The sequence below is a fragment of the Burkholderiales bacterium genome, from assembly GCA_035560005.1.
Classification (GTDB): domain Bacteria; phylum Pseudomonadota; class Gammaproteobacteria; order Burkholderiales; family Eutrophovitaceae; genus DASRFY01.
Genome location: DATMAN010000093.1, coordinates 73,501 through 90,345 on the forward strand (window position 1 = coordinate 73,501; position 16,845 = coordinate 90,345).

The 16,845-nt window shown below is 66.5% G+C and carries 14 protein-coding genes and 1 other RNA gene; 9 read left to right on the plus strand and 6 right to left on the minus strand.

The features are described from left to right. The first annotated feature begins 101 nt into the window (after nt 1-101). From VNM24_14380 to VNM24_14415, 8 genes are all read left to right on the plus strand, one after another. On the plus strand, nt 102-1,631 hold the full coding sequence (locus tag VNM24_14380) for a fumarate hydratase (GenBank protein HWQ39770.1): 1,530 nt from the start codon (nt 102-104) through the stop codon (nt 1,629-1,631). A 39-nt stretch (nt 1,632-1,670) separates the two neighbouring features. After that, on the plus strand, nt 1,671-3,083 hold the full coding sequence (locus VNM24_14385; GenBank protein ID HWQ39771.1) for a di-heme oxidoredictase family protein: 1,413 nt from the start codon (nt 1,671-1,673) through the stop codon (nt 3,081-3,083). A gap of 102 nt (nt 3,084-3,185) precedes the next feature. Beyond that, nucleotides 3,186-3,284: signal recognition particle sRNA small type (gene ffs / locus VNM24_14390), an RNA gene on the plus strand. A gap of 131 nt (nt 3,285-3,415) precedes the next feature. Beyond that, on the plus strand, nt 3,416-3,838 hold the full coding sequence (locus VNM24_14395) for an acyloxyacyl hydrolase (GenBank protein ID HWQ39772.1): 423 nt from the start codon (nt 3,416-3,418) through the stop codon (nt 3,836-3,838). Further along, entirely contained in the window at nt 3,835-5,367 is a 1,533-nt protein-coding gene (dnaX, locus tag VNM24_14400) for a DNA polymerase III subunit gamma/tau (protein HWQ39773.1), read from the plus strand. The genes VNM24_14395 and dnaX overlap by 4 nt, the downstream gene beginning before the upstream one ends. 12 nt (nt 5,368-5,379) lie before the next feature. After that, nucleotides 5,380-5,706, plus strand: coding sequence for a YbaB/EbfC family nucleoid-associated protein (locus tag VNM24_14405; protein ID HWQ39774.1), 327 nt, complete (start codon nt 5,380-5,382; stop codon nt 5,704-5,706). 94 nt (nt 5,707-5,800) lie between these two features. Next, complete coding sequence (recR, locus tag VNM24_14410; GenBank protein HWQ39775.1) at nt 5,801-6,397, plus strand: recombination mediator RecR; 597 nt, start codon at nt 5,801-5,803, stop codon at nt 6,395-6,397. Further along, on the plus strand, nt 6,394-7,368 hold the full coding sequence (locus VNM24_14415) for a pseudouridine synthase (protein HWQ39776.1): 975 nt from the start codon (nt 6,394-6,396) through the stop codon (nt 7,366-7,368). The genes recR and VNM24_14415 overlap by 4 nt, the downstream gene beginning before the upstream one ends. Here VNM24_14415 and prmB read toward each other — a convergent pair. The 6 genes from prmB to queF all read right to left on the minus strand — a co-directional run bounded on the left by prmB (nt 7,340) and on the right by queF (nt 13,175). Next, complete coding sequence (gene prmB / locus VNM24_14420; protein ID HWQ39777.1) at nt 7,340-8,239, minus strand: 50S ribosomal protein L3 N(5)-glutamine methyltransferase; 900 nt, start codon at nt 8,237-8,239, stop codon at nt 7,340-7,342. The genes VNM24_14415 and prmB overlap by 29 nt on opposite strands. Continuing rightward, nucleotides 8,229-9,365 carry a succinyl-diaminopimelate desuccinylase gene (gene dapE, locus VNM24_14425; GenBank protein HWQ39778.1) on the minus strand — a complete coding sequence of 379 codons (1,137 nt, stop codon included), beginning with the start codon at nt 9,363-9,365 and terminating at the stop codon, nt 8,229-8,231. Before dapE ends, prmB begins: the two co-directional genes overlap by 11 nt. A gap of 34 nt (nt 9,366-9,399) precedes the next feature. Beyond that, nucleotides 9,400-10,566: a PilT/PilU family type 4a pilus ATPase gene (locus VNM24_14430; GenBank protein ID HWQ39779.1), complete on the minus strand. Its 1,167-nt coding sequence runs from the start codon at nt 10,564-10,566 to the stop codon at nt 9,400-9,402. A 31-nt stretch (nt 10,567-10,597) separates the two neighbouring features. Continuing rightward, nucleotides 10,598-11,419 (minus strand): 2,3,4,5-tetrahydropyridine-2,6-dicarboxylate N-succinyltransferase, encoded by an 822-nt coding sequence (dapD, locus tag VNM24_14435; protein ID HWQ39780.1) that lies wholly within the window; start codon nt 11,417-11,419, stop codon nt 10,598-10,600. 18 nt (nt 11,420-11,437) lie between these two features. Beyond that, nucleotides 11,438-12,628: a succinyldiaminopimelate transaminase gene (gene dapC / locus VNM24_14440; protein ID HWQ39781.1), complete on the minus strand. Its 1,191-nt coding sequence runs from the start codon at nt 12,626-12,628 to the stop codon at nt 11,438-11,440. Between the two features lie 118 nt (nt 12,629-12,746). Next, complete coding sequence (queF, locus tag VNM24_14445) at nt 12,747-13,175, minus strand: preQ(1) synthase (protein HWQ39782.1); 429 nt, start codon at nt 13,173-13,175, stop codon at nt 12,747-12,749. Nucleotides 13,176-13,301: 126 nt separating this feature from the next. On the opposite strand from queF, the gene smc reads away from it, so the two are divergent. Beyond that, on the plus strand, nt 13,302-16,823 hold the full coding sequence (gene smc / locus VNM24_14450) for a chromosome segregation protein SMC (protein HWQ39783.1): 3,522 nt from the start codon (nt 13,302-13,304) through the stop codon (nt 16,821-16,823). Nucleotides 16,824-16,845 lie beyond the last annotated feature (22 nt).

Genomic DNA, 16,845 nt, shown 5'->3' on the forward strand with positions numbered 1-16,845 from the left:
TGCGCGTCTGCGGGAAGAATCGCGCGTCGTTGGGGCGAAGGTCATGGCGTATACTGGCCGCCTTCCCATGCGCCCGAGCGCGCGGCGAAGTCCGAAGCTCCATGACCGTCATTGCCCAGCACGACCTCATCGACAGCGTGGCCGACGCGCTGCAGTACATCTCCTACTACCATCCGCGCGACTACATCCGGTCCCTCGCACAGGCCTATGAGCGCGAGCAGTCGCCGGCGGCGCGCGACGCCATCGCACAGATCCTGACCAACTCGCGCATGTGCGCGCAGGGCAGGCGTCCGATCTGTCAGGACACCGGAATCGTGGTGGTCTTCCTGCGCATCGGAATGGGGGTGCGCTGGGACGGCGCCACGATGGGCATCGCCGACATGGTCAACGAAGGCGTACGGCGCGCCTACCTGCACCCCGAAAACAAGCTGCGCGCCTCCATCCTCGCCGATCCGGCCGGCAGTCGCAGAAACACCCGCGACAACACACCGGCGGTGATCCACATGGAACTGGTGCCAGGCGATACGCTCGACGTGCGCATCGCGGCAAAGGGGGGAGGTTCGGAGAACAAGGCGAAGTTCGTCATGCTCAATCCCTCCGACAGCATTGTCGACTGGGTGGTGACGGCGCTGCCGGCCATGGGCGCGGGATGGTGCCCGCCGGGGATGCTGGGCATCGGCATCGGGGGCAGCGCGGAGAAGGCCATGGTGCTGGCCAAGGAAGCGCTGATGGAGCCGATCGACATGCACGTACTCAAAGCGCGCGGACCGGCGAACCGGCTCGAAGAACTGCGTCTGCAGATTTACGACCAGGTCAACGCGCTGGGCATCGGCGCGCAGGGTCTGGGCGGCCTGACCACGGTGCTCGACGTGAAGATCAGGGACTATCCGACGCACGCTGCCTCGCTGCCGGTAGCGGTCATTCCGAATTGCGCGGCCACCCGCCACGTGCACTTTGTCCTCGACGGCCGCGGGCCGGCGCGTCTGGAACCGCCGCGCCTGGAGGACTATCCGGACGTGCACTGGACCCCGGCAACGCAGGCGCGCCGCGTCGATCTCGCGAAAGTGACCCGGCAGGAGATCGCGAGCTGGAAGCCGGGTGAGACCTTGCTGCTCAGCGGCAAGCTGCTCACCGGGCGCGACGCCGCCCACAGGCGCATTCAGGAACTCGTCGAAACGGGTCGGGGGCTGCCTGCCGGGGTCGACTTCCGCAATCGCTTCATCTATTACGTCGGCCCCGTCGATCCGGTGGCGGGCGAAGTGGTCGGGCCTGCCGGTCCGACCACTGCGACACGGATGGACAAGTTCACGGACCTGATGCTGGAGAAGACCGGGCTGCTCGGCATGATCGGCAAGGCCGAGCGCGGGCCCGCCGCCATCGAATCCATCCGCCGGCACAAGGCGGTCTATCTGATCGCGGTCGGTGGTGCCGCCTACCTGGTGTCAAAGGCGATCAAATCCTCGCGGGTGGTCGCTTTCGCCGACCTCGGGATGGAAGCGATCTACGAGTTCGAAGTGCAGGACATGCCGGTGACGGTGGCGGTGGACGTCGACGGCAATTCGATCCATCAATCCGGCCCGGCCGAATGGCGCGCCAGGATCGGCAAGATCCCGGCGTTGGTGCCGGGCTGAGGCCGACGGCCACGCTGGCGGGTGCACGGAGGAGAAAGCGTGAAACCGGTTTTTGGAAGTCTCGCGGCGGCGGCAGGTGCCGCCGCCCTGTTCGCGATTGCGCAGGACCAGTCGCCTTCGCCCGCTGCGCTTTCGGCCGGCAGCTTCACTTCCACGTCGACTGGAGCGCAGGCCTTTTCCGTCCCCGTGGCCACGCTGGACGCGGAGCAGCGCAGGGTCTTCGCCGACGGGCACAAGTTCTTCCACGAAGCCTGGGTCGTCGCGCCCGACATGTCCGGTGTGTGGGGGCTGGGCCCGACCTTCAACGAAGACCGCTGCTCGAAGTGCCATGAGCATAACGGGCGCGCCGGCGCGCCGCGCTCGGCGCATGACCCCCTGCGCGGCATGCTGGTGCGGCTGAGCCTCCCGGGACGCGACGCCCAGGGTGCTGCGCGGCCGCATCCCGATTACGGCGACCAGCTCAACGACAAAAGCATCCCCGGGGTGCCGGCCGAAGGCCGCGCCGTCGTGGACTACGAGACGGTGCAGGTCGCGTTCGCGGACGGCGAAACGATCGAATTGCGCCGCCCGCGCGTGCGATTTTCGGACCTGCAGTTCGGTCCGCTCGGCGAGGACATCCAGATCTCGGTGCGAATCGCGCCGGCGGTGTTCGGACTGGGTCTGCTGGAAGCGGTGCCGGAAGCCCAGCTCTTGGCCATTGCCGAGCAGCAGGCACGGTACGGCATCAGCGGCCGGCCCAACTATGTCTGGGACTACGAAAACGACCGGGTCGCGCTCGGACGGTTCGGATGGAAGGCGAATCAGCCCAGCCTGCGCCAGCAGATCGCCGCGGCCTTCATCGGCGACATCGGCGCCACCTCGTGGATCTTCAGGGAGGAAAACTGCCCCGGTGCCCAGATACAATGCCGCGAGATGCCCTCGGCGGTGCGTTGCGGCGGGCAGGGCGGCTGCACCGGTCAGTTCCGGCCAGATGTCATTCCCAGCCGGCTGGCGAGCCTCACGTTCTACCTTCAGGCCTTGACCGTGCCGGCGCGCCGCGACGTCGACGACCCGGAAGTGCAGCGCGGCGAGAAGCTCTTCGAACGGGCGCGTTGCTCGCTCTGTCACGTCCCGGAACTGACAACGGGCGACAAGACCGCGATCACGAGCGCGGCCGCGCAGACCATACGGCCCTACACCGATCTGCTGCTGCACGATATGGGAGATGCGCTGGCCGATCATCGCCCGGACTTTCTGGCCGATGGGCGTGAATGGCGCACGCCCCCCTTGTGGGGCCTCGGGTTGTACAAGCAGGTCAACGGCAAAGGCGATCTGCTGCACGACGGCCGTGCGCGCAGCATAGCCGAGGCCATTCTCTGGCATGGGGGCGAAGCCGAAGCCTCGCGCGAGCTGTTTCGTGCGCTTTCCAAGGCGGAGCGAAGCGCTCTGGTAAGATTCGTGCAATCCCTGTGAGGCAACTACTGCCGCCGAGCGCTTCGGAATCGACTTCGATGCACAGCCGGGATCCAGGCCGCTCGGGCGCTGTGCGGCGACCTGCATCCCACAACGATCACTGGCGGGCCTCCCCGCATTGCATGGTAGTGAACCTGGTCAGGTCCGGAAGGAAGCAGCCACAGCTATTCTCTGCAAGTGCCGGGGGTCAGGCTCGCCGCCCTTTACGTGGCGGCTGGCGCGGTGCATGGGCGGCCGCGACGCTGGCGCTGGGCGCACCGGCGCTCGGCGCCGATGGGCTGGCGCTCAGTGCAGGCGCGGGCGATCACACCTGCCGCGGCGAGGTTGCATGGGTGCGCGAGACCGGCCGTCCGGGCTTGCGCCTGGGCACTTGGGAGGTGCGCCTCGATTGGGAGGCCAACATCGGTTACTGGACACCCGCGTCCAGCCGCGCCGAGCGCAGGGCGATCATCGATATCGGTCTCACGCCGGTCCTGCGGCTTGCACCGGGAGAGCGGGGGCGCTTCTTCGTCGAAGCGGGCATCGGCGCGCACCTGCTCTCCGATACTTCTCCCTATCGAGGGCGCGAGCTCGGCAGCGCCTTTCAATTCGGCGACCTGATCGGCATTGGTTGGCGCCTGGGAGATCGAAACGGATATGAGGTCGCATTGCGCATCGAGCACTTTTCCAACGCCGGGATCAAGCATCCCAATCAGGGCATCGAATTCGCCATGCTGCGTCTCGTCCGTTGGCTGAGCGCGGGGCCATTGGCATGACGCTGGCGCTGGCCCGCAAGTGGCGCCCGCGCGACTTCTCGGAGATGGTCGGCCAGGAGCACGTCGTCAAGGCCCTGACCAACGCCCTCGAGCAGAACCGCTTGCATCACGCCTGGCTGCTCACCGGCACGCGCGGCGTGGGCAAGACCACGCTGGCCAGGATCCTGGCCAAGGCGCTCAATTGCGCAACCGGGGTCACGTCCAGGCCCTGCGGCCAGTGCGCCGCGTGCACCGAAATCGATGCCGGGCGCTTCGTCGATCTGCTGGAACTCGACGCCGCGTCCAACACACAGGTCGACAACATGCGCGAACTGCTGGAAAACGCGATGTACGCACCGACCGTGGCGCGCTACAAGGTCTACATCATCGACGAAGTGCATATGCTCTCGCGCAGCGCCTTCAACGCCATGCTCAAGACGCTGGAAGAGCCGCCGGCCCACGTGAAATTCATCCTGGCCACGACGGAAGCGCAGAAAATTCCCGTCACAGTGCTCTCGCGCTGCCTGCAGTTCAATCTCAAGCAGATCCCCGCGGCCCAGATCCGCGCCCGGCTGGAGCGGATCCTGCAAGAAGAGAGGATCGGTTTCGAAGGGCCCGCGGTGGCACTGCTGGCGCGCGCAGCCCAGGGCAGCCTGCGCGATGCGCTCTCACTGCTCGACCAGGCGATCGCGCACGGCGCCGGCAAAGTGGAGGAAGCCGGCGTGCGGGAAATGCTCGGTGCGGTGGACCGCGGCCACCTGGTGGCCATCCTGCGTGCGCTGGCTGATCGCGACGCGAAGCGGTTGATCGCCGAGGCCGACCGCATGGCGCAGCGCAGCCTGTCCTTCGACACCGCGCTGGAAGAGTTGGCGAGCCTGCTGCACCGGCTGGCGCTGGCGCAGACCCTTCCGGAGACGCTGCCGGAAGACGAGCCGGAACGCGAAGCGCTCGGCGGGCTGGCGGCCAGCTTCAGTCCGGAAGACGTGCAGCTCATGTATCAGATCGCGCTGCTCGGCCGGCGCGATCTGGGTCTTGCTCCGGACGAATACGGCGGCTTCACCATGACGCTGCTGCGCATGCTGAGCTTCGTGCCACTGGACGCCGGCGGCGCCCTGCCGCGAGGGCAAGCAGCCCAGGCCGGCAGTGCGCCGCAGGAGCCCACGCCCTCGGCGGAGCTCGGCGACTGGCGCTCGCTCATCGGTCAGCTCAAGCTCGGCGGAATGGCGCGGATGCTGGCCGAGCACTGTGAACTCGAGCGCTTTGAGGCGGACGCGGTGGAGCTGAAGCTGCCGCAGGCGCATCGCCACCTGTTCGAAAAGGCCTACGCCGAAAAGCTGCAAGCTGCGCTTCAGGACAGGCTGGGAAAGCAGGTCCGCGTCAGGATCCGCATCGGCGGCGGCGACAATACGCCGGCGGCGCAGGAGGACCGTGAACGCCAGCAAAGGCTGCAGCGCGCCGTGGAGGCCATCGACAGCGATCCTTTCGTGCGCGACCTGGTCGAAAACTTCGACGCTCGCGTCATCGACTCATCGATCAAACCCATTCAGTAGACGGATTGCACCATGATGAAAGGTCAGCTCGCGGGTCTGATGAAACAGGCTCAGCAAATGCAGGAAAACCTCAAGCGCGTGCAGGAAGAGATCGCGGCGATGGAGATCGAGGGGCAGTCGGGCGCCGGCATGGTCAAGGTGGTGATGACGGGCCGGCACGACGTCAAGCGCGTGTCGATCGATCCTTCGCTGCTCAGCGACGACAAGGAGATGCTTGAAGACCTGTTGGCGGCGGCGGTCAACGACGCCGTGCGCCGCGTGGAAGCCGCCACCCAGGAGAAGATGGCTTCGGCCACCGCCGGACTGCCCTTGCCTCCGGGGATGAAGTTTCCGTTCTAGGGCGCGAGCGCAGAGACTGCTTGCCGCTTTTCTGCGGCTCAGTGGCCAGTCAGTCCGCCTGTCTCGGTGTCGCTGTGGCGAGATCATCATCACCATGAAAAGTCCCTCGTCGCTCGAAGAGCTGGTCGAGGCGTTGCGCTGCCTGCCGGGAGTGGGACCGAAGTCGGCCCAGCGCATGGCCTATCATCTGTTGCAGCGGGACAAGCCCGGCGCACAGCGGCTCGCCCGGGCGCTGAGCGAGGCGCTCGAGCGCATTCGCCACTGCGAGAAGTGCAACAGTTTTGCCCAGGCGCAGCTCTGCGCGCTGTGCAGCTCGCCGCGGCGCGACCCGTCCCTGCTTTGCGTGGTCGAGATGCCGGCGGACCTCGCCATGATGGAGCAGACCCAGGTCTACAACGGCTTGTACTTCGTGCTGATGGGACGGCTCAGTCCCTTGGACGGAATCGGACCCAAGGACATCCATCTCGACCTGCTGCTCAAGCGCGCGACCGACGGTGTGGTCAAGGAAGTCGTGCTGGCAACCAATTTCACCGTGGAAGGCGAGGCGACCGCACATTACGTGGGCGAGCTGCTACGAGCCCGCGGGCTGAAGGTGACGCGCATCGCGCGTGGGCTTCCGGTGGGCGGCGAGCTCGAGCACGTGGACACCGGCACGCTGGCGCAGGCCATCATCGAGCGCAGACCGGTATGACGCAAACGGGCGAAGGATCCAAACCGCGCGGCCGCGCCCGGCCGCGCACCACGCCCGCGGTCGGCAAGACACGGCGCCGCCCCCTGCGCCCCCCCGCGCGCCCCGCGGCCGAAGCGGCACCACCGCCCTCCCGCTCGCAGAAACTGCACAAGGTCCTGGCTCAGGCTGGTCTTGGTTCGCGCCGCGCGATGGAAGAGCTGATCGCGGCCGGGAAGGTGAGAGTCAACGGCACGCCGGCCCGACTCGGGCAGCGCGTGACCACCGAGGACCTGATCCAGGTCGGTCGCCGGCAGATCAAGTTTCAGGTAACCACGCGCCTGCCACGGGTGATCCTGTACCACAAGCCGGAGGGCGAGATCGTCTCGCGCGACGATCCGAAGGGGCGGCGCAGCGTGTTCGAGAAGCTGCCTGCGATCCGCAGCGCGAAGTGGCTGGCGGTCGGCAGGCTTGACTACAACACCTGCGGGCTGCTCATGTTCACGACTTCCGGCGAACTTGCCAACCGGCTGATGCACCCGCGCTTCGAAGTCGAGCGCGAGTACGCCGTGCGCGTCTTCGGTCAGCTCGGCGAGGAGCACATTCAGCAGCTGAAAAAAGGCGTGCGTCTGTCCGACGGCGAAGCGCGCTTCGAGACGCTGGAGCCGCAGGGCGGGGATGGGCGCAACCGCTGGTATCGCGTCGTGGTCAAGGAAGGCCGCAACCGCCTCGTGCGCAGAATGTTCGAGGCGCTCGGGTTCACCGTCAGTCGGCTAATGCGCGTGCGCTTCGGAATCGTGTCGCTGCCGCCTTCGGTGAAGCGCGGCACCTGGACCGAGATGAAGGAATCGGAAATCCGCCGGCTGCTCGACTGGGTCGGCGGCGAGCACGCCCCGGAACCGGGTGCGGCGCGCGCCGCGACGCCGGAAGCGGCCCGCAAGCGGCCAAGCAGCCTGCGGCGCGCGGCTAGCCCGCGACGAATTGCCGTGCGTTGAGCACGAAAACTCGTTCTCCGCCGGCGGGCAGCACCGGCCAGTTGAACGCCAGTGAAGGAAAGGCGGCTTCCAGCGCCGCGCGGTTGTCGCCGATCTCCACCACCAGCACGCCGTCGGCACTCAGGCGATCGGGTGCCCGCTCGATGATCCTGCGCACGAGCGCGAGCCCGTCCACGCCGCCGTCCAGCGCCAGGGTCGGCTCCGCCCGGTACTCGGGCGGCAAGGCGGCCATCGACTCCGCCGTGACATATGGCGGGTTGGACAAGATGACGTCGTAGCGCCCCGGCGGCAAGCCTTCGAACAGGTCGCCGCAAATCAGCGTGATGCGGTCTTCGAGGTGGTAATCCGCCACGTTGCGGCGCGCGACCTCGAGCGCGGCATCGGACACGTCGGTGGCATCCACCGTCGCGTGGGGGAAGGCCAGCGCGGCCAGAATGGCGAGGCAGCCGCTGCCGGTGCACAGATCCAGCACGCGGCGCACGCGCCCCGCTTCCGGCACCCACGGTGCCAGCGCTTCGTGCAACAGATCTGCGATGTGGGAACGCGGCACGATCACGCGCTGGTCGACATAGAAGCGGTGATCCCCGAGCCAGGCTTCATGGGTGAGGTAGGCCGCCGGCAGGCGCTCTTCCACGCGCCGCCACAGCAGTTCGATCACCCGCTCGATTTCGCTGCCGGTGAGCGTTGCGTCCAGGAACGGCTCCAGTCGGTCCGGCGGCAGATGCAGGGCGTGCAGGATCAGGTAGGCGGCCTCGTCATAGGCGTTATCGCTGCCGTGCCCGAAGGCGAGTCCCGCGGCATTGAAACGGCTCACCGCAAAGCGCAGCAGGTCGCGCACGGTGCGAAGGCTTTTGCGCGCCTCAGCCCACATCGAAGAGTCTCTGCAGCGTGTCGAAGTAGATGGCCGACAGCGCGTCCAGGTCGGGCAGCGCGATGTGCTCGTCGATCTTGTGGATCGACTCGTTGACCGGGCCGAATTCCACGACCTCGGGACAGATGGCGGCGATGAAACGGCCGTCCGAGGTGCCGCCGGTGGTTGAGAGCTCTGGGCGATGTCCCGTGTTCGCCTCGATCGCACCGCAGAGCGCTTCCACCAGCCGCCCGCGCGGGGTGAAAAACGGGTTCGCCGCGAGCGACCACTCGATCGAGTAGTCCAGGCCGTGCCGATCGAGCAGCGCGCGCAGGCGCCGCTTCAGGTCTTCGGCCGGACTGGCGGGGCAGAAGCGGAAATTGAACAGCAGCTTCAGCTCTCCCGGAATGACATTGGTCGCTCCCGTCCCGGCGTGGATGTTCGATACCTGCCAAGTCGTGGGTGGAAAGTGTTCGTCGCCGCGGTCCCATTCGGTTGCCGCCAGTTCCGTCAGCGCAGGCGCGGCCTCGTGGATGGGGTTCCTGGCCAGGTGCGGATAGGCCACGTGGCCCTGCACGCCACGGATGGTCAGTTCTCCGGACAACGACCCACGGCGACCGTTCTTGATGACGTCGCCCAGTCGCGCGCTCGAAGTCGGCTCCCCGACGATGCAGAAGTCGATGCGCTCTTCGCGCTGCGCCAGACGTTCCACTACCTTGAGCGTGCCGTCGGTTGCAGGACCTTCTTCGTCCGAGGTGAGCAGCAGCGCGATCGAGCCGGGGTGGCGGGGGAAACGCCGCACGAACTCCTCGGCGGCTATCACGAACGCGGCGATCGAGGATTTCATGTCTGCGGCGCCGCGCCCGTAGAGCCGGCCGTCGCGTTCGGTGGGGACGAACGGGTCGGAGCGCCAGCGCTCCAGCGGGCCGGCCGGGACCACGTCGGTATGACCGGCGAAACACACCAGCGGGCGCCCTCCCGCGCGCCGCAGCCAGAGGTTGTCCACGCCGTTCGAACGCAACGGTTCGGCCCGGAAACCGGACGCGCTCAGACGCTGCGCCACGAGCGCCTGGCAACCCGCGTCGTTGGGTGTGACCGAGGGGCGCGCGATCAGCGCGCGCGCAAGTTCCAGCGTGGGAGAGACCATTGCCGGGAAACCGCGCCGGCCGCTGCCGGCGACATTACTTGTCGGTGTCGACGTTGAGCTTGATCTCGCTGAAAGAGTAGTTGCCGCCTGGCTTGACCATGACCCGTCCGGTCGGGCTTTCGCCCAATTTGCCGGCCGCCTTCTGCTCGTAGTTGTTGATCAGCCAGGACAGGTTGGTGGCGGAATCCGAGTTGCGCAGCGCCTCGTCTTTCGAGATCAATCCCTGCTGGTACAGCTCGAACAGTGCCTGCTCGAAGGTCTTGCAGCCCGGCGTGAGGCTTTGTTCCATCGCTTCCTTGATCTGGTCGATCTCGCCCTTGCGGATATGTTCCGCCACGAGCTTGGTATTGAGCATGACTTCGACCGCGGCGACCAGCGAGCCGTCGTTGGCCTTGACCAAGCGCTGTGAAATGATCGCACGCAGGCTGATCGACAGATCGGAGAGCAGCGCGGGACGCGCGTCGTACGGGAAGAAGTTGATGATGCGATTCAGCGCGTGGTAGCTGTTGTTGGCGTGCAGCGTGGACAGGCACAGGTGGCCGGTCTGGGCATAGAGGAGCGCGTGCTGCAGGGTCTGGCGGTCGCGGATCTCGCCGATCATCATCATGTCCGGCGCCTCGCGCATCGCGTTGACCAGCGCGTGCTCGTAGGACTTGGTGTCCGTACCCACCTCGCGCTGGTTGATCACGCACTTGTCGTTGCGGAACACGAATTCCATCGGGTCTTCGATGGTCAGGATGTGGCCGGGCTTGAGCGCGTTGCGGTGCTCGATCATGGCCGCGAGCGTGGTGGACTTGCCCGAGCCGGTGGAGCCCACCACCAGCACGAAGCCGCGCTTTTCCAGCACCAGTTCCTTAAGCATGGGCGGCAGCCGGAGCTTGTCGATCCCCGGCGTGCCGGACTTGAGGTAGCGGATCACCAGCCCGACGTTGCCGCGCTGGCGGAAGATGTTCACGCGGAAGCGGCCTACGCCCTTGACCACGTGCGAGAAGTTCATCTCCCAGAACTCCTCGAACTCCCTTTGCTGCTTCTCGGTCATCAGCTCGTAGGCGATCTTGCGCGTCAAATCGCCGTCCAGCGTCTGCTGGTTGACCGGCATGATGTTGCCCAGAATCTTGATCGAGATAGGCGCGCCGGCCGAGATGAACAGGTCGGACGCCTCCTTCTCGGCCATGAGCTTGAACAACGGGTCCAGGAACATGGTGGCCTCGCTAGGCTGGTTGAAACGCGCTCTAGTCGCCTCTGAGCAGGTCGTTGATGCTGGTCTTGGCGCGGGTTCCGGCATCGACCCGCTTGACGATGACGGCGCAATACAGACTGTATTTCCCGTCGGCGGAGGGGAGGTTTCCGGGCACCACCACCGAACCGGGCGGCACGCGCCCGTAGAGTACTTCGCCGGTTGCCCGGTTGTAAATCTTGGTGCTGCCGCCGATGTAAACCCCCATCGAGATCACCGAACCTTCGCCGACGATGACGCCTTCGACGATTTCCGAGCGCGCGCCGATGAAGCAGTTGTCCTCGATGATGGTGGGATTGGCCTGCAGCGGCTCCAGCACACCTCCGATACCCACTCCGCCCGACAAGTGCACGTTCTTGCCGATCTGGGCGCAGGAACCCACCGTTGCCCAGGTGTCCACCATCGTGCCTTCGTCCACGTAGGCGCCGATGTTGACGAAGGAGGGCATGAGCACGACGTTGCGCGCGATGAACGCGCCGCGGCGCACGGCGGCAGGGGGCACGACGCGAAAGCCTCCGGCGCGGAAGTCGCCGTCTCCGTACGCGGCAAACTTGGCGGGCACCTTGTCGAAGTAGTTGGTGTAGCCGTCGCGGATCACGGCGTTGTCCTCCAGCCGGAAAGACAGCAGCACGGCCTTTTTCACCCACTGATGCGTGATCCACTCGCCGCCCTTCTTCTCCGCCACGCGCAGCTTCCCGCTGTCCAGAAGCGCAAGACTCTCGGCGACCGCTTCGCGCACCTGCGCGCCGGCGCTGCGTGCAGAGAGCGCGGCACGGTTCTCGAAGGCTTGTTCGATGACGCCCTGCAGGTCAGACATGTTCCGCTTTTTTCCTCTCTAGTGAAGTGATCGGATGAATTCACGCAGCCTGCTCGCGGCCTCGACGCATTCGGAAAGCGAGGGCACCAGCGCGATGCGCACGCGATTGGCGCCGGGGTTGACGCCGCGTGCGTCACGGGCCAGAAAGCTCCCCGGAAGGACCGTCAGATTATAGTGTCGGTACAGGCGCCGGGAGAACTCGGTGTCCGCGATCGGTGTGGCGAGCCACAGATAGAACGCGGCGTCGGGCGCCTGCACGGGGCTCACCTCGCGCACGATCGGCAGGACATGGGCGAACTTCTCCGCGTACATGCGGCGGTTTTCCTCCACATGCGCTTCGTCCTTCCATGCCGCCACGCTGGCTGCCTGCACCGCCGGATTCATCGCCGAACCGTGATATGTCCGATAGAGCAAGAACTTCTCCAGGATCGCGGCATCGCCGGCGACGAACCCCGAACGCAAGCCCGGCACATTGGAACGTTTGGACAGGCTGCTGAACACGACCAGGCGCCGGTAGTCGTCGCGGCCGAGGCGCCGCGCGGCCTCCAGGGCGCCCAGCGGTGGAGCCCGGAAATAGATCTCCGAATAGCACTCGTCGGCGGCGATCACGAAACCATGGCGGTCGGACAACTCGAACAGACGCTGCCACTCGCGAAGCGACAGCACCCGGCCGGTCGGATTGCCCGGCGAACACGCGTAGAGCAGTTGCGTGCGGCGCCAGACCGTTTCGGGCAACTGATCCGGATCGAAGTCGAAGTCATTGTCCGGCAGCGCGTTGAGAAACTGAGGCTCGGCTCCGGCGAGCAGCGCGGCGCCCTCGTAGATTTGGTAGAAGGGATTGGGTGCGACCACCACCGGCGTGCCGGCGGTCGCGTCGACCACGGCTTGCGCAAAGGCGAAGAGGGCTTCACGGCTGCCGTTGACCGGCAGCACCTGACGGTGCGGATCCGGCGGCGGGATGGAATAACGTCGCGCGATCCAGGCCGAGAGCGCTTCGCGCAGCGCCTGGCCGCCGCGCGTGGCTGGATAGACGGCGAGCCCGTCAAGGCTCGCGCTCAAGGCCGACTTGATGAACGCCGGCGTCGGATGCTTCGGTTCGCCGATCGACAGGTTGATCGGCGTGTGCGCGCCATCAGGCGTGGTACCGGCGAGCAACGTCGCAAGCTTCTGGAACGGGTAGGGTTGGAGTCGTGCAAGGTCTGGATTCATTCCGGGTGAGGGTCGCACGGGGGCTCCCCCGGCGGGCGGTCGCATTATATAAGGGCCTCAAGCATGCGGCTGCAGCAAAGGTAGCGCTGCCGCGAGGCGGTTGGAAAGGCCGCGGTGCTCACTCCCGTCCGCGCGCGCCGAACTGCGCCGCCGTGACGGCGCTCGGTATCATCCCGAGCGGCGTTTTCCAGCCCGCCTTGCGATGTTGCGCGATCACGGTCGTGTAGATTCCGCCCCGAACGTTGAACCTGGCGGTCAGGCGCATGTATCGGGGGCGGGTCGCCTTCACCAGGTCGTCGAGAATGCGGTTGGTCACCGCTTCGTGAAAGGCGCCCTCGTTGCGGTAGGACCAGACGTAGAGCTTCAGGCTTTTCAGCTCCACGCAGGTGCGGTCCGGAACATAATCGAGCAGCAGCGTGGCAAAGTCCGGCTGCCCGGTCCTGGGGCACAGGCAGGTGAATTCGGGGATCTCCATGTGAATCAGGTAGTCGCGGTCCGGATGCGGATTGGGGAAGGTCTCCAGCGACCTGGACGGCTTGCTCGGCATTGTTCGGCGGTGGTGATCGGTGGGGAAACTGATCGGCTAGAATAGACGCACTTTAGAGCGCGCGCCTGGTGGTCCCAGGCGCTTGTTATTTGGTGACCGATTATAAGCTTTGATCGTGCCGCGACAGTGCGACTCACCCACATCAAACTCGCCGGTTTCAAGTCTTTCGTAGAGCCCACTCATATTCCGGTTCCGGGGCAGCTGGTCGGCATCGTGGGGCCCAACGGCTGCGGCAAGTCCAACGTGATCGACGCCGTGCGCTGGGTGCTCGGCGAATCCTCCGCCAAACACCTGCGCGGCGAAAGCATGCAGGACGTGATCTTCAACGGCTCCGCGCAGCGCCAGCCGGTGTCGCGCGCCAGCGTGGAGCTGATCTTCGACAACAGCCTGGGCAAAGCCGCGGGACCGTGGTCGAGCTACGCCGAGATCTCGGTCAAGCGCGTGCTTGAGCGCGACGGCGAGTCCACCTATCTCATCAACAACCAGCATGTGCGCCGCCGCGACGTGGCGGACATCTTTCTCGGCACCGGGCTGGGCGGCCGCGGCTACGCGATCATCGAGCAGGGCATGATTACGCGCATCATCGAGGCCCGGCCGGAGGATCTGCGCGCCTTTCTGGAGGAAGCCGCCGGCGTGTCGAAGTACCGGGAACGGCGGCGGGAGACCGAGCTGCGGCTCGAGGACGCGCGCGAGAACCTGTTGCGGGTCGACGACATCCGCCAGGAGCTGGCCAAGCAGGTCGAGCACCTCGAAGCGCAGGCGGTCCAGGCAGCCAGATACCGGGAGTTGGAAGCGCAAGTCAGAAACGCGCAGCAGCTCCTTTGGTTCACGCGCAGGCGCGATGCGAGCGCGCAGCGCGCCCGTGCCCAGCGCGAAATCGATGCGGCTACCGTGGAGCTGGAAGCCGAGACCGCACGCATGCGCGAGGCGGAACGCAAAGTGGAGGAGCTGCGCGCGGCGCACTACGCGGTGTCGGACCGTTCGCACGCGGCACAGGGGATGCTCTACGAGGCCAATGCCGAGGTGGCGCGATTGGAGCAGGAGATCGAGCATCTGCGAAGCGCGCGTGGCCGTGCCCAGCGCCAGCTCGAGGCGGTGCGCGGCCAGGAAGCGGAGCAGCGCGCCCAGCTCGCCGATCTGGAGCGCACACAGCAACGTAGCAGCGAAGCACTGCGCGCCGCCGAAGAGCGGTTGGAGGCGCTGTCGGTCGAACTGGAGGCAGCGCGCACGGCGCTGCCCGCGGCCGAGGAGGCAGACCGGCTCGCCCGCGCGGCGGCCGACGAGGCTCAGCGCGAGTTGCAGCGCACCGAGCAGCAGCTCGAACTGGAGCGCGCCCGGCACGCACACGCCGAAAAGCTCATCGGGCAGCTCAGCGCCCGCAAGGCCCGGCTGGAGGAAGAGCGCGACGCCTTGGAGTTGCCCGCACCGAGCGAGCTCGTGCGGCTGGACCGCGAGCTGCAGGAGCTTTCGGCCACGTTGGCCGAGCGGCGCGAAGCGCTGGCGCTGCGCGAAAGCGAGCTGCCGGCGCACGAGGAACGCTGGCGCGCAGCGCACGCCGAGGTCGAGCAGCTGCAACAGCGCCTGAATCAGATCGACGCTCGGCGCAAGGCACTGCAGTCGTTGCAGGAGCAGGTCGGCCGTGCGGGGGACCTGCAACCCTGGCTGGAGCGCCACGCCCTTGCCCGCAACCCGTACTTGTGGCAGGGCGTGCGCATTCGCGAGGGATGGGAGGATGCCCTGGAGGCGGTGCTGCGGGAGCGGCTGAACAGCATCGGGCTGGACCAGCTGGAGATGGTACGGTCGCTGCTTTCCGAGCCTCCGCCCGGAAAGGTGTCGTTCCATCAACTGGGCGCCAGGGTGCCGGGTGGTGCGCCCGCGTGCGCCGGACTGACGCCGCTCAGGGCGTTTGTGAGCTGCGCCGACGCCCGCATCGAAGGCGTGCTGGATGACTGGTTGGCCGGGGTCTATGCGGTGGACGACCCAGTCAAAGGGGTGCAGGCTGCGCGCGCCCTGGCTCCTGGCGCCCTACTGGTGAGCGCCCAAGGGCACATTTTCACCGCCACCAGCGCGCGATTCCATGCCGCCGATTCCGAAGTGCACGGCATCCTGTCGCGGCAACGTGAGATCGAAGCGCTCCTCTCTGAGCATCGCCAGATCGACTCAGCGCTCGGCTTGGCGCGCAGCAAGACGCTGGCGCTCGAAACCGCGCTGGAGGAGGGGCGGACGGAGGTCGAGCACCTGCGCCAGGAAGTGTCCGATCTGCAGGAAGCCCAACACCGGGCCAGGGTCGACCATGTGCGCCTTTCGCAGCTGGCCGAGCGGGTTACCACCCGCGGCAGCCAGATCGTGCGCGAGCTGCAGGAAATCGAGGCCGAAGCGGCGCGGGAAGCCGAACAGATGGCCGGCGCCGCCCGCGCGATCGCTCAACTCGAGGCGCGGATCGGACAACTGCAGACCGGGCTTGCGCAGGCGCGCGAAGGCTCCGCCCGGGCCGAGGCGGCACTGCGCCGGCAGCGCGAAGGCTTGCAGCGCGTCGAGCGGGAACATCAGGAAGCGGCATTTCTCCAGCGCACGATAAGTCAGAAAATCAGTGACGTATCAGTTTCTATTCAACAAGTGTCTCAGACTCTAGCCCGCTCCGCAGAGCAGCTGCTGAGGCTCGGCGAAGAGATCGCGCAGACCGACGAATCGCAACTGCAGGAGCGCCTCCAGCGCGCCCTCGCCACGCGCGCGGAGCGGGAAGCCAGCCTCGCCAAGGCCCGCGAGGAGCTGAGCCGGGCGGAAACGGCGCTCAAGGAGGTGGAGCAGCAGCGCATGGCCGCGGAGCAGAGGCTGCAGCCCCTGCGCGACCGGATCAACGAGCTGCGGTTGAAAGAGCAGGAGGCGCGGCTGGTGGAGGAAAGCTTCGGGCAGCAGCTGGCAGAGGACGGGGCCGACGAGTCGATCTTGGCGCAGCAGCTGGAAAAAGGCGTTCGTCCCAGCCATCTGCAGGGCGAGATCACCCGGCTGAACGAGGAGATTGCGGCGCTGGGCGCGGTGAATCTTGCGGCGCTGGATGAGCTGGCCACCGCGCGCGAGCGCAAGAGCTATCTTGATGCGCAATCGGCCGATCTGACCGAGGCGGTGTCCACCCTGGAGGGTGCGATCCGGCGCATCGATCGCGAGACGCGGGAGCGGCTCCAGGAAACGTTCGACCAGGTCAACCAGCACTTTGGCGAAATGTTTCCGGCGCTTTTCGGCGGCGGCGAGGCGAAGCTCGTCATGACCGGGGAGGAAATCCTCGACGCCGGGGTGCAGGTCGTGGCGCGGCCGCCGGGCAAGAGGAACTCGTCGATTCACCTGCTGTCGGGCGGCGAGAAGGCACTGACCGCGCTCGCTCTGGTCTTTTCCATGTTCCAGCTCAATCCGGCGCCGTTCTGCATGCTGGACGAGGTCGATGCGCCGCTCGACGACAACAACACCATGCGTTTCTGCGAGCTGGTGAAAAAGATGTCGGTGTCGACCCAGTTCCTTTTTATCACCCACAACAAGATCACGATGGAGTTCGCGCAGCAACTGATCGGCGTGACGATGCAGGAGCAGGGCGTGTCGCGCGTGGTAGCTGTCGATATCGAGGAAGCGCTGAGAATGCGCGAAGAGGCGGCGTGATCGCCGTGGACGCGCAGGGCGG

Coding starts and splice junctions, on each gene's coding strand:
- VNM24_14430 (HWQ39779.1), bottom strand. CDS start 10,566: ATGTTCCTGGACCCGTTGTTCAAGCTCATGGCCGAGAAGGAGGCGTCC.
- prmB (HWQ39777.1), bottom strand. CDS start 8,239: ATGTGGGCTGAGGCGCGCAAAAGCCTTCGCACCGTGCGCGACCTGCTG.
- VNM24_14380 (HWQ39770.1), top strand. CDS start 102: ATGACCGTCATTGCCCAGCACGACCTCATCGACAGCGTGGCCGACGCG.
- dnaX (HWQ39773.1), top strand. CDS start 3,835: ATGACGCTGGCGCTGGCCCGCAAGTGGCGCCCGCGCGACTTCTCGGAG.
- dapC (HWQ39781.1), bottom strand. CDS start 12,628: ATGAATCCAGACCTTGCACGACTCCAACCCTACCCGTTCCAGAAGCTT.
- VNM24_14415 (HWQ39776.1), top strand. CDS start 6,394: ATGACGCAAACGGGCGAAGGATCCAAACCGCGCGGCCGCGCCCGGCCG.
- dapE (HWQ39778.1), bottom strand. CDS start 9,365: ATGGTCTCTCCCACGCTGGAACTTGCGCGCGCGCTGATCGCGCGCCCC.
- recR (HWQ39775.1), top strand. CDS start 5,801: ATGAAAAGTCCCTCGTCGCTCGAAGAGCTGGTCGAGGCGTTGCGCTGC.
- dapD (HWQ39780.1), bottom strand. CDS start 11,419: ATGTCTGACCTGCAGGGCGTCATCGAACAAGCCTTCGAGAACCGTGCC.
- queF (HWQ39782.1), bottom strand. CDS start 13,175: ATGCCGAGCAAGCCGTCCAGGTCGCTGGAGACCTTCCCCAATCCGCAT.
- VNM24_14405 (HWQ39774.1), top strand. CDS start 5,380: ATGATGAAAGGTCAGCTCGCGGGTCTGATGAAACAGGCTCAGCAAATG.